Annotated in this window: 12 protein-coding genes; 4 read left to right on the forward strand and 8 right to left on the reverse strand. The window is 36.2% G+C overall.

Going from position 1 to position 11,656, the window contains the following annotated elements; all coding sequences use genetic code 11:
* Positions 1-79: 79 nt before the first annotated feature.
* Positions 80-3,427, reverse strand: coding sequence for a methylmalonyl-CoA mutase family protein (locus tag BMX24_RS18745; protein ID WP_089795562.1), 3,348 nt, complete (start codon positions 3,425-3,427; stop codon positions 80-82).
* A gap of 250 nt (positions 3,428-3,677) precedes the next feature.
* On the opposite strand from BMX24_RS18745, the gene BMX24_RS18750 reads away from it, so the two are divergent.
* Positions 3,678-4,010: a hypothetical protein gene (locus tag BMX24_RS18750; protein ID WP_089795564.1), complete on the forward strand. Its 333-nt coding sequence runs from the start codon at positions 3,678-3,680 to the stop codon at positions 4,008-4,010.
* Here the strand turns inward: BMX24_RS18750 and BMX24_RS18755 are convergent.
* On the reverse strand, positions 4,007-5,119 hold the full coding sequence (locus tag BMX24_RS18755; protein WP_089795566.1) for a DUF3667 domain-containing protein: 1,113 nt from the start codon (positions 5,117-5,119) through the stop codon (positions 4,007-4,009). The genes BMX24_RS18750 and BMX24_RS18755 overlap by 4 nt on opposite strands.
* Before the next feature lie 277 nt (positions 5,120-5,396).
* On the opposite strand from BMX24_RS18755, the gene rplM reads away from it, so the two are divergent.
* From rplM to rpsB, 3 genes are all read left to right on the forward strand, one after another.
* Positions 5,397-5,852, forward strand: coding sequence for a 50S ribosomal protein L13 (gene rplM, locus BMX24_RS18760; RefSeq protein ID WP_089795568.1), 456 nt, complete (start codon positions 5,397-5,399; stop codon positions 5,850-5,852).
* Positions 5,853-5,857: 5 nt separating this feature from the next.
* Positions 5,858-6,244 carry a 30S ribosomal protein S9 gene (gene rpsI, locus BMX24_RS18765; RefSeq protein WP_072883409.1) on the forward strand — a complete coding sequence of 129 codons (387 nt, stop codon included), beginning with the start codon at positions 5,858-5,860 and terminating at the stop codon, positions 6,242-6,244.
* Between the two features lie 200 nt (positions 6,245-6,444).
* A complete protein-coding gene (gene rpsB, locus BMX24_RS18770; RefSeq protein ID WP_089795570.1) occupies positions 6,445-7,206 on the forward strand; it encodes a 30S ribosomal protein S2 in 762 nt (253 codons plus the stop codon).
* A 71-nt stretch (positions 7,207-7,277) separates the two neighbouring features.
* Here the strand turns inward: rpsB and BMX24_RS18775 are convergent, their stop codons facing one another.
* The 6 genes from BMX24_RS18775 to BMX24_RS18800 form a co-directional block, all read right to left on the reverse strand.
* Positions 7,278-7,736 (reverse strand): DUF6759 domain-containing protein, encoded by a 459-nt coding sequence (locus tag BMX24_RS18775; protein WP_089795572.1) that lies wholly within the window; start codon positions 7,734-7,736, stop codon positions 7,278-7,280.
* A gap of 85 nt (positions 7,737-7,821) precedes the next feature.
* Positions 7,822-8,064: a bacteriocin-like protein gene (locus BMX24_RS18780; RefSeq protein ID WP_089795575.1), complete on the reverse strand. Its 243-nt coding sequence runs from the start codon at positions 8,062-8,064 to the stop codon at positions 7,822-7,824.
* Between the two features lie 128 nt (positions 8,065-8,192).
* Positions 8,193-8,840 (reverse strand): DUF6759 domain-containing protein, encoded by a 648-nt coding sequence (locus tag BMX24_RS18785; protein ID WP_089795577.1) that lies wholly within the window; start codon positions 8,838-8,840, stop codon positions 8,193-8,195.
* Positions 8,841-9,035: 195 nt separating this feature from the next.
* Positions 9,036-9,713: a tRNA (guanosine(46)-N7)-methyltransferase TrmB gene (gene trmB / locus BMX24_RS18790; protein WP_089795579.1), complete on the reverse strand. Its 678-nt coding sequence runs from the start codon at positions 9,711-9,713 to the stop codon at positions 9,036-9,038.
* Between the two features lie 84 nt (positions 9,714-9,797).
* The gene (locus BMX24_RS18795; protein WP_089795581.1) at positions 9,798-10,586 is read right to left on the reverse strand and encodes a DUF6759 domain-containing protein; all 789 of its coding nucleotides are present in this window, start codon (positions 10,584-10,586) and stop codon (positions 9,798-9,800) included.
* Between the two features lie 225 nt (positions 10,587-10,811).
* Complete coding sequence (locus tag BMX24_RS18800; protein WP_089795583.1) at positions 10,812-11,600, reverse strand: hypothetical protein; 789 nt, start codon at positions 11,598-11,600, stop codon at positions 10,812-10,814.
* Positions 11,601-11,656 lie beyond the last annotated feature (56 nt).

Below are 11,656 nucleotides of genomic sequence, written 5' to 3' on the forward strand. Positions count from 1 at the left end.
AGTTTATAAAAATACAAAAAACCTCAAAGAAATTCCTTGAGGTTTTAATTTTTAAATTGTCTGTCTAATATGAGTCGGACTACATATTCCTTCTATACTTACCCCCCACTTCAAACAAAGCATTGGTAATCTGCCCAAGAGAACAGTATTTCACGGCATCCATCATCACTTCGAATAAGTTTTGCTGGTTGATGGCAGCGTGCTGTAGCTTTCTTAATGCTTCTTCAGACTTGCTTTCATTGGCCTTTTGGAAGTTGTGCAGCGTTTCGATCTGAGCTTGTTTTTCTTCTTCGGTCGAACGGATAACTTCACCAGGAAGTACCGTTGGTGAACCGTCTTTTCCAAGGAAAGTATTCACCCCGATAATCGGATACTCTCCGGTGTGTTTCAACCATTCGTAATGCATGGATTCTTCCTGGATTTTTGAACGTTGATACATCGTTTCCATCGCACCAAGAACACCTCCTCTTTCTGTAATTCTGTCGAATTCTGCATAAACAGCTTCTTCCACCAAATCCGTTAATTCTTCAATAATAAATGAACCTTGAAGCGGATTTTCGTTTTTCGCTAATCCTAATTCTTTATTGATAATCAACTGGATTGCCATTGCTCTTCTCACAGACTGCTCAGTCGGCGTTGTAATCGCCTCGTCATAAGCATTCGTGTGCAATGAGTTACAGTTGTCATAAATGGCGTAAAGCGCCTGTAAAGTTGTTCTGATATCGTTGAAATCAATTTCCTGAGCGTGAAGCGAACGTCCCGAAGTCTGGATGTGATATTTCAACATCTGGCTTCTTTCATCGGCTCCGTATTTCAGTTTCATGGCTTTTGCCCAGATTCTTCTTGCTACACGTCCGATTACTGAATATTCAGGGTCGATACCATTGGAGAAGAAGAATGACAGGTTCGGTGCAAAATCATTGATATCCATTCCTCTGGACAAATAATATTCCACATACGTGAAACCGTTTGCCAATGTAAATGCCAACTGAGAAACCGGATTTGCACCCGCTTCCGCAATGTGATATCCTGAGATAGAAACCGAGTAGAAATTTCTTACTTTTTCTGTGATAAAATACTCCTGAACGTCACCCATTAATCTTAAGGCAAATTCAGTAGAGAAAATACAGGTATTCTGAGCCTGATCTTCTTTTAAAATATCTGCCTGAACCGTTCCACGAACTGTTGCGATGGTTTTAGCCTTAATTTCTGCATAAGCTTCAGCAGGGATAATTTCATCACCCGTGATTCCTAATAATTTTAATCCTAAACCGTTATTTGATGGAGGCAATTCTCCGTTATATCTTGGTCTTGCCAATCCTTTATCGTCGAATTTCTCTTTAAGTTTAGCCTCAACTTTAGCTTCAAGATTATTTTCTGCAATATATTTTTCAACATTCTGATCAATAGCTGCATTCATAAAGAAAGCCAGCAACATCGGAGCCGGTCCGTTGATCGTCATTGAAACAGAAGTCATAGCATTCACCAGATCAAAACCGGAATACAGTTTTTTAGCATCATCCAATGTCGCAATAGAAACTCCTGCATTTCCGATCTTACCATAAATATCCGGTGGTAAAGCTGGATCTTGTCCGTACAAAGTTACCGAGTCAAAAGCCGTAGACAAACGTTTTGCAGGCATTTCCGCAGAAACATAATGGAATCTTCTGTTGGTTCTTTCCGGGCCTCCTTCTCCGGCGAACATCCTTGTCGGATCTTCTCCCGTTCTTTTGAAAGGATAAATTCCCGCTGTATAAGGGAAGCTTCCCGGAAGGTTTTCCTGTCCTTTCCATTTGATCAGATCACCCCAATCGTTATATTTTGGTAAAGCGATTTTTGGAATTCTTAAATGAGATAAAGATTCTGTTGAAGTTTCAACTTTAATTTCTTTTCCTCTTACGAAATAGGAGTAAAATTCTTCATGGAAAGCCTTTTTCGTATCATCCCAAGATTTTAGGAAGTCGATATTTTCCTGTTGAAGGTCTTTTTCAGCTTTTTGATATTCGGCGTCTAAAGTTTCATTAGAAAGGAAATTTTTCACCCCTTCGATATGATACATTTTTCTCGCCAATTCAGCCTGTTTTTCAACATTGGCATCGTATTGTCTGTTGTTTTCAACAATTTCAGATAAATAACGAACTCTTTTTGGAGGAATGATCGTCACTTCGTCTGTAATTTCCTGTTCAACAAAACCTTGCAGGTTTAAGCCTGAAAATTTATCGTTTACTTTAGAAACAAGTCTGTTGTATAATTCCGTTGTTCCATGATCGTTGAATTGAGATGCCTTTGTTGCATAAACCGGCATTTCGTCCAATTGCTGATCCCACAGTAAATGGTTTCTCTGGAACTGTTTTCTTACAGCCTGAAGTGCATCAAGAGCCCCTCTTTTATCAGATTTATTTAAAGCAACTAAATCTGCATAATCCAGCATGTCGATTTTTTCCAGCTGTGTTGAAGCTCCATATTCAGGAGTCATCACGTACATAGAAACATCTGCGAAATCAGAAACTTCCGAGCCGGATTGTCCGATACCTGAAGTTTCCAGAATGATAACATCCGGATGAGCTAATTTCAATACATTCAAAGCTGAATGAATGAACGGAGAAACGGAAACGTTGTTTTCCCTTGTCGCCATAGAACGCATATAAACTCTCGGATCGTTGATCGCATTCATACGAATTCTGTCACCCAAAAGTGCACCTCCGGTTTTCTTTTTCGAAGGGTCAATCGAGATGATGGCAATTTTTTTATCTGTATTGGAACGTAGAAAACGTCTTACCAATTCGTCTGTTAATGAAGATTTCCCTGCTCCACCCGTACCTGTGATACCGATAATCGGGATATTTAAATCTTTTGATTTTTCGTCAATCGCCTGCACCAATTCCGGTTTTTCATCTGAAAAATTTTCTACTGCCGAAATGATTTTTGCGATGCTTGTAGGATTTTCAAAATTAATTGAATCCAAATCTTTTTCCGTAACATCTTTTCCGGTTGCGAAATCTGATCTGTTTACCAAATCATCAATCATACCTTGCAAGCCAAGTTCACGACCGTCGTCCGGAGAATAAATTCTGTCGATTCCGTAAGACATAAGATCTTTGATTTCTTCAGGTAAGATCACTCCACCGCCGCCACCAAAAATTTTGATCTGCGGAGAATTTTTTTCTCTTAAAAGGTCGTAGATATATTTAAAATATTCGTTGTGACCTCCCTGATATGAAGTGAGGGCAATTGCGTTGGCATCTTCCTGAATCGCTGTGTTTACAACTTCTTCAGCAGATTTGTCGTGGCCAAGGTGGATCACTTCACATCCTGTTCCCTGGATGACACGACGCATGATATTAATCGCAGCATCATGACCGTCGAATAACGACGCGGCTGTTACGATTCTTACTTTGTTTTTAGGAGTATATTTTTGGGTTTCCATAAAAAATCTAGAGAATTTCTGAATTTCCAAATATAACAATAAAATAGTAACCTTTGATTTTGATTTAAATTGTTGAATTTTAAATATTTATTTCAAATTAATTAATTAAATGTTTACCCAATAGAACAAACATTCGTTTAAAAATGACTTAGGTGAGGGTAAGGTTAAGATTAAGGTTGAGGTTGAGTTTTGCGCTACTCTTCAAATTCTCAGATTAAATTTTCTACTTTTGCATCATATTATATTACGTATGAAAAAAGCGCTGCTGTATTTTGCATTGGGAACTGTTTTGAGTTTTTTAATTAATTATTTTTTTTACAGCTCCAAAAATATAGGTCTTGATTTATATTATGCCCTTGCTTTTGGCTTTGCGTGGGGAATTGCCTATTACCTTGATACTCCGAATTTCTCATTACCGCAAAAACTGGGCTTGTCTTTCCTGGCAATGGGAGTAATGGTGGCGATAGGAACGTTGATTTTCAACCTCGAACAGGCCATTCCGTCTGTATTGAAGTTCTCGACAGTTTTCGTGGCGTATTACTTGATTGCAAGCTTCCGAGCCAACAAAACGCTTCGTGATTAATGCATCATAAGAAAACTTACATACATTAATATTAAGAACATACACATAATCCCAATAGAATTGATCAGGAATAAAAATATTCCTTTGAAAACACTCATCGTCCTGGAGCTTTCATATACCCTGTGATGTGCCACAAAAAAATAAAGAGAAATATATAAAATGGCTGCAGTATAGATGATTATATTTAATATAGTCAAGAAACCATTATCAGGAAGAAGATTTGAAAGTTTTGAGTAAAATATTAAAATAAGGGTTCCTAATAATAAGAAGGAAAAATAATGCAGGCTGAAGATTCCGTGGTCGAAAAACCACCATTTCTTTTTATTATGAAAGATCCAGAGGAAAAACGCGAATAGAGGAAGATAGACAAATAATGCTTTTGGAATGGTATGGACAAACGTGTCGCTGAACCTGTCAAAAATCTGATCTTTGTTCATTCCCTGTTCCTGCATGTGAAATATTTTCTCTGCGAAAGGTTTTAAAAAAACAAAAACGGGACGATTTCTACTGTTTATATTATGCAGAGAATCGTATTGTTTCATATTTTTTGCGCCCAAGACCATCATTTTCCCATCTTCGGTTTCTTCCAAAGCGTCGGTTTCAATATCATTACCGTTGATTTCGCTTACTTTGATGTCTTGTACTTTAGTTAGTGAATCTTTTTGTAATTGGTCCTTAGAAAAATGCTGTGCTAAACTGTCTGTAAATTTTGCAATTTTCTCTTCCCTTGCTTTTTCTTTATCAATTTCCTGAGAAGCATGGGTTTTCTTCTTATGATCTTGCGCTTCTTCTGAGTCTCCAAACAGTGACGGAAGAAAAAAGGTAATGAAACTTATAAAGATATAAAGTTTTACGGGAGCTACATAGCTTTGTCTTTTCCCTTCAAGATATTCTTTGGTTAATCTCCCAGGACGGATTAACAGATATTTTATCGTTTTCCAGAACTGCCCGTCATAGTGTGTGAAATCTTCAATAAAATGAGTAAACAGATAATGAAAAGGCTGTTTTGGCTGAATATTTTCCTGCCCGCAGTGTGGGCAAAACCTTTCTTCTACCAGATGTCCGCAATTAAGGCAGTTTTTTTCTTCTCTCAGTTTTCCGTGGCTCATAGTTTTAAGAAATTTGAACAAATATAATTATTTCAGGAAAACGAAAAGATTTTTGGTTTTAAATTAATATAAATTCTGTTTTCATATAATATTAGTAATATACTTTACATTTGATCTTCTGAAGAATCTTATCCGGCTATTTAAAATGTTGAAAATCGAGCTGTGAAAGACAGGATTAAGCAGTTTAAATAAAAATATGTTTTTGCATTCCAAAAATAATTTGTACCTTTGCACACCCTTTTAGGGGGAAATTATGTTTAATCTTTAACTAAAACGTGTGAATACATTAAGTTACAAAACTGTTTCAGCGAACAAAGCTACTGCTAATAAAGAATGGGTTGTGGTAGACGCTGAAGGACAGCCGTTAGGAAGACTAGCTTCTACGGTTGCGAAGATTTTGAGAGGTAAGCACAAAACGAACTACACACCTCACGTAGATTGTGGTGATAACGTAATCGTTTTGAACGCTGGGAAAGTTACTCTTTCTGGAAATAAGTGGAACGACAAGACTTATATCTGGCATACAGGTTATCCTGGAGGTCAAAAGTCTATGACTGCAGCTGAACTTCAAAAGAAGGATTCTTTAAAAGTATTAGAAAAATCAGTAAAAGGAATGTTACCAAAAAACAAACTTGGAGCTGCTATTCTTAAGAATCTTTATTTATATGAAGGAACTGAGCACAAACATGAAGCTCAACAGCCTAAAACAATTAATGTTAACGAATTTAAATAATTAATATGTCTACAGTTCACAAAATCGGAAGAAGAAAAACTTCTGTAGCAAGAGTTTACGTAAAGCCAGGTACTGGTAACATTACAGTAAACGGTAAAGATGCTAAAGAATACTTCTCTACAGATGTAATGGTTTACAAATTAAACCAACCATTTATCCTTTCTGAAACTGTTGGTCAGTATGACGTTACCGTAAACGTATTCGGTGGTGGAAATACAGGACAGGCAGAAGCTATCAGATTAGGTATTTCAAGAGCTTTATGCGAGATCAACGCTGAGTTCAGACTAGCATTGAAGCCAGCTGGTTTACTTACAAGAGATGCAAGAATGGTGGAAAGAAAGAAGCCAGGTCAGAAAAAAGCAAGAAAGAGATTCCAATTCTCAAAACGTTAAGAATTGCGGTAAGCTTAAAGCAATATGCAATAAGCTATTTGAAAAACTTATTAAACTTTTTAACTCGCTTGAAGCTTACAGCTTAGTGCCTAAAGCCTAAAGCAAATTGCCCGTTACGTTTAGCATCCAAACGCTTCTCCCATCTAAAGAAGTTGTTGATTGTTTAAAAGACGGAAAGTAAACTAACAAAAACAAAAAACATGGCAAAAGCAAATGTAAAAGACCTTCTAGAGGCTGGCGTACACTTCGGTCACATGACTAGAAAGTGGAACCCAAATATGGCTCCATACATTTTTATGGAGAAAAATGGTATTCACATTGTAGACTTACATAAAACAGCTGTTAAATTGGATGAAGCTTGTAACGCTTTAGAAAAATTAACGTCTGCAGGTAAAAAAGTTCTTTTCGTAGCTACTAAAAAGCAAGCGAAAGAAGTGGTTGCAAAACACGCTTCTGAACTTAATATGCCTTATATTACAGAAAGATGGCCGGGTGGTATGTTGACGAACTTCGTTACAATCAGAAAGGCTGTAAAGAAAATGAACTCTATCGACAAAATGAAAAAAGACGGTACGTTCGAAACTTTATCTAAAAAAGAAAGATTACAGGTAGACAGACAAAGAGCTAACCTTGAGAAGAACTTAGGTTCTATCGCTGACATGGTGAGACTTCCATCTGCTGTATTTGTAGTTGATATCTTAAGAGAACACATCGCTGTGACTGAAGCTAAAAAACTAGGTATCCCAGTTTTCGGTATCGTTGATACAAACTCTGATCCTAGAAAAGTAGACTTCGTTATCCCAGGAAACGATGATGCTTCTAAATCTATTGACATGATCCTTAGCGTAGTTTCTGAAGCTATCAAAGAAGGTCAGTCTCAAAGAAAAGCTGATAAAGAAAAATCTAAAGAAGAAGGAGAAAAAGTATCTGCTGATACAGATGCTGATTTCGATGGAGAATAAGTAAAGATTTTCTTGAAAATAAAAAAAGCGTTGGGTTTTCCCGACGCTTTTTTGTTTTATATTTTTTAAGATTAATTTGATATTGTAATATTATACGAACTGGTAACAAACTTAGTTTTCTGGTAAACAGAATTGCAAACCATTCCGGAAAGATTATAGTTTTGATTTTTCAGTACCATTGCAGAGCCAATTTTATTCGCTCCGATCGGGATTTTCTTAAAATAATTATTTCCGCTTATGGTAAGCACCATATTACAAGGGGATTTATTTTCCACCGTAATGGCTGTTTTTGGGCTGTCCGATGAATCATTCAAAAGATCCGTTAAAACTTCTGCCGTTTCAGATTTATAGGTCTTTATTAAAGCCTGATATTCCCTTTCAACCTGTGTGGCTGAGGTATTGCTGCTTCCGGTGTTTGAAGTAGGGTAAGACGGTTTTCTGACAGGCTGTTTGGTATTGTAATTTGTACTACCGCAACTTGTCAGGAATACAGCAATAAGAGCTGTGGAAAAAGGTAATAGCTTTTTCATTTATTAGTATTTGATTGTCAAAAATACAAAACATGGAATAAAAAAGAGACTGATTTTCAGTCTCTGCTTTTTTCTTAAATTTCAATTATGGGCATCCTGCCATATTTCCATTTGGAGTCCATCCACATATGTGTGCATTATTTGCATCTGCTGGTGGTTGAGCTGTACCAACATGCCACACAATAGGCGCAGTATCACTAGCTGATGTTGAATAACAATAAAGAAGACTGTAGCACATTGTAATTTGATCTTCAGCTTCATGAGGATTTCTTATTCCTCCAACAATGTTTTTTAACCCTTCTCTCGAGATTTTTTTAAAATTTTTCATATTTGTTTCATTTGTTGTTTCCTACTCTCTAAGCTTTTCGGATCCCGCTTTTTATGTTTTTTCTTTAAGGCAAATAACGCACCATATTGTGTTTTATTATTTAATTTTATAAAAAACAATAAAATAATTTACTTTTTACTCAAAGAATTTTTAGTTCCAATATGTTCCGGATTGTTTATGGTTAAAAAAATACTTTTATTAATTTCTTTTTTAGAAGAATAAACAACGTCGCATACATTGCTTGTTAATGTATAATTTCCTTTATTAATTACAATGAAATTTTCTCCTTTCGCCGGAACTGCCATATTATAGAAATCCTTTCCCTGAATCCTTAACACCAGATTACAGTCCGACTGATTTTTAAATAAAAGAATAACTTCCTTGCTGCTGATGTCTTCATTAAACATGGCATTAAGCAGTTTTACAGTTTTATCCTTATGTTCTTTTGAAGTGGATGCAATTAAATTTTTAAACTCTTCAGCTTCTGCCGAATTAGAGTTTTTCATAACACTGTTGGGAATTTCGGAAATCACAGGTCTTGCTTCCATTGGTTTGGCGTCCTTCTTACCTTTTGTCCATTCCAGATTTTTTAAAGCAATAAGTTTGGGTTTTAAAACTCTTCTTCTGGGATCTTCGGGATGCGCTGTTTTCAGGAAATTTTCAATTTCAGCAATATTTTTACTTTCAAGAATGTTGGCATTTTTGTGAGCGTTTTTGTTGGTACTACATGAAATGAGCATTAAACATAGTGAAACAACAACATGAATTTTTTTCATAAATGGGGATTTTTAATAAATTAATTTTCATTTGTTAGAGTGTGTGTTCTATTTGTAAGGTATACATACCAAAGACCGGGTTGCAAAATGACAACCGGAATTGCTAAGTGAAAAATTTTCACTTAAAAACCTTAAAATTTACTTAGATGTGTTTGCGGAATTTTTCATAATTTTTTTTCAATCTGTGTACTGTTTTTAATTAATTCTAAACTTGATATAAGTAATTGTTTTGCCCTTTGCAGAAAACAATTCTTCATAATAGGTTCTGATATCTCTTAAATGCTCTGTTTTCGGATCGTACTCCGGTGCACCATAGATATCGTGGTGAGCGGTAAGAATTTCATATCCCAACCCTTGCAGCAGGCCTAAAGTATATCCGTGAAGGAATTCGGAATCTGTCTTTAGATGGATAATCCCACCCGGTTTCAGGAATTTTTTGTACCTGTTCAGGAAGTCAGGATGTGTCAATCTGTGCTTTGTACGTTTGTATTTGATCTGAGGATCCGGGAACGTGATCCAAATTTCATCTACTTCATTTTCTCCGAAAAAATATTCTACAAGCTCGATTTGAGATCTTAGAAAAGCAACATTATTCATCCCGGCTTCGACTGCTTCTTTAGCGCCAAACCAGAACCTTGCTCCTTTAATGTCAATACCGATAAAGTTTTTCTCTGGGAACGTTTTGGCAAGACCTACAGAATATTCTCCTTTTCCACAGCCTAGTTCCAGAACGATGGGATGGTCATTCTTGAAAAAATCTGTGCGCCATTTACCTTTAAGTTCGAAGCCGTTTAAAGCATCTTCCCTTGTGGGCTGAATGACGTTTGGTAATATTTTGTTTTCTGCGAATCTTGCTAATTTATTTTTACCCATGAGTAATTTCTGAATCGGCAAAAATAATGAAAATTTATGCAAATGCCTTGTTTTTAGCCACGAAAAAATCGAAACAAAAGGGTTTTATTTTTTTGCAGAACTTCCTAAAGCTACCATGAGAGCCTTTTGTATGGTCTTTTGGGAGGCATACTGAGCACCGCAGACGATACTGGTAAACAGGTAATCTCCTTTTTGTACTACAACCGAATTGTCACCGTGCGCAGGAACGGGAAGTCTGTATTTCGTATTACCGATTCCATCCATTCTTACGATGATGTTACAGTCGGATTTGTTTTCGATCATTACGATGCATTCTTTTGTATTCGGGTCGTTGTCGAAAAGAGAATTAAGAATTTTCACCGTTTTATTTTTATGTTCTACCGGATTTTCCGCCATCAGCATATTGAATTCAGAAGCTTCTGCATCGGGAATTGCCGCCGAAGGTTTGGCCACTTCAGGAGTTGTAGGTTCGATAAAAACATTTTTTGGAGTACTTGGTGTATAAACCACTGCAGCCTGGCCCATCTGCAACTGTTTTTGATACTTTGCTATCTGCTTTTGTTTAATGATAGCATTCATTTCTTCGAAAGATATTTTGGTGGATGGCCTTCTTTTAAGCATGGCAAGCCAATCCTGCATTTGCTTTACTTTCTGATCTCCGGGCTTGGCATTTTTGATGTACTCTTTCATCATGTCCATCACGCGGGGTTTCAGGACAGATCTTCGTGGATCGTCGGGATGGGCATCCCTCAGGAAAGCATTGATCTCGTAGATGCTTTTACTTTTTAAAATTTCGCTATAATCTTTTCCTCTTGACTGAGCGGAAAGATGGGCGAAAAAAATTACACTAAAGAGTAGAAGTAGCTTTTTCATTCACTAATATTAAAGTTAAAAAATACAATATTTTTTTCCTTTTGATTTGCGTTGGTGTTTTGGTATTAGTTTTTTTAGTGTCTAAATTGATAACGAAAATTACGCCATTTTTATTTTAAACACTGGATTTTTTTATTAAAAATAAGCAATATTTTAAAAATCCGGAAAATGAATATCTTAATTTTCAGAATATACATTTTCCGGATCTTATATCAGGGCTTTAATTTATTTTATAACTTCCTGAAGATGAGAATTCTTTAACCTTTTTTGATAAATTGGTAAATATTTTTCAATCGGGATTTTTACCGCTTCGAAATTACCAGCCAACACATAAGGTTCAATATTTTCTGAACTATAAACGAACTGAAGGAAATTATCAATTAAATTTTCAGGAATTTTGAATCTTGTAAAATAGTCTTTTCCTAAATAATTTTTAATCTGCGTGATTGAATTATTCATCCTTTCATATGCCACATACCGCTGTTTTTTCTTTCTTTCACCGGATAAAATATCATAGATACTTTCCAGGCTGAAGGTAAGTCCGCCATCGCGCAATCCTGCAACAGGAAGCTGTGGAGGGGTTCCGTCACCTTTCGGTTCAGGCAGGCCGATCACTTTTTTTATGGCAAGTCCTTTGTCTTCTTTTTTCAGGGAATTTACGTCGTATCTCAAATTTCCGGTCGGTTTGAATCTGCTGATTACCACCTCCTGAATTTCTCGGTAGGCTATTTTTAATTCAATTAAATTTTTAGGCCCCATCATCTGAGGCGTCAGTTTAATATCTTTCCTCTCTGTAACGATAGACGTAAAACGGATTACATCTCCCGGGTTTGCAGGGATGTTGAAATCACCGTTGTAATCGGTAAGGACGGTTTTTTGGGTAGTAAGATTGGTGACATATACCTGATTAAGATACAATATCGAATTATCTCTAAGAAAAACTTCTCCAGAATAAATTTGAGCGTTAATTTTTGCCAGAAAAATCAACAGCAATAGGGTGAATAGCTTCTTCATATAATGTGGCAAAATTACGGAGAAAAGCAATAATTTATACCTAATTAATTAGTGAA

Origin of the sequence: Chryseobacterium wanjuense (assembly GCF_900111495.1) — a bacterium.
Lineage (GTDB): Bacteria > Bacteroidota > Bacteroidia > Flavobacteriales > Weeksellaceae > Chryseobacterium > Chryseobacterium wanjuense.

What these genes read in the sequence shown, in the direction of transcription:
- BMX24_RS18745 (WP_089795562.1), bottom strand. Translation starts at nt 3,427, where the DNA reads ATGGAAACCCAAAAATATACTCCTAAAAACAAAGTAAGAATCGTAACA.
- BMX24_RS18750 (WP_089795564.1), top strand. Translation starts at nt 3,678, where the DNA reads ATGAAAAAAGCGCTGCTGTATTTTGCATTGGGAACTGTTTTGAGTTTT.
- BMX24_RS18755 (WP_089795566.1), bottom strand. Translation starts at nt 5,119, where the DNA reads ATGAGCCACGGAAAACTGAGAGAAGAAAAAAACTGCCTTAATTGCGGA.
- rpsI (WP_072883409.1), top strand. Translation starts at nt 5,858, where the DNA reads ATGTCTACAGTTCACAAAATCGGAAGAAGAAAAACTTCTGTAGCAAGA.
- rpsB (WP_089795570.1), top strand. Translation starts at nt 6,445, where the DNA reads ATGGCAAAAGCAAATGTAAAAGACCTTCTAGAGGCTGGCGTACACTTC.
- BMX24_RS18775 (WP_089795572.1), bottom strand. Translation starts at nt 7,736, where the DNA reads ATGAAAAAGCTATTACCTTTTTCCACAGCTCTTATTGCTGTATTCCTG.
- BMX24_RS18780 (WP_089795575.1), bottom strand. Translation starts at nt 8,064, where the DNA reads ATGAAAAATTTTAAAAAAATCTCGAGAGAAGGGTTAAAAAACATTGTT.
- BMX24_RS18785 (WP_089795577.1), bottom strand. Translation starts at nt 8,840, where the DNA reads ATGAAAAAAATTCATGTTGTTGTTTCACTATGTTTAATGCTCATTTCA.
- trmB (WP_089795579.1), bottom strand. Translation starts at nt 9,713, where the DNA reads ATGGGTAAAAATAAATTAGCAAGATTCGCAGAAAACAAAATATTACCA.
- BMX24_RS18795 (WP_089795581.1), bottom strand. Translation starts at nt 10,586, where the DNA reads ATGAAAAAGCTACTTCTACTCTTTAGTGTAATTTTTTTCGCCCATCTT.
- BMX24_RS18800 (WP_089795583.1), bottom strand. Translation starts at nt 11,600, where the DNA reads ATGAAGAAGCTATTCACCCTATTGCTGTTGATTTTTCTGGCAAAAATT.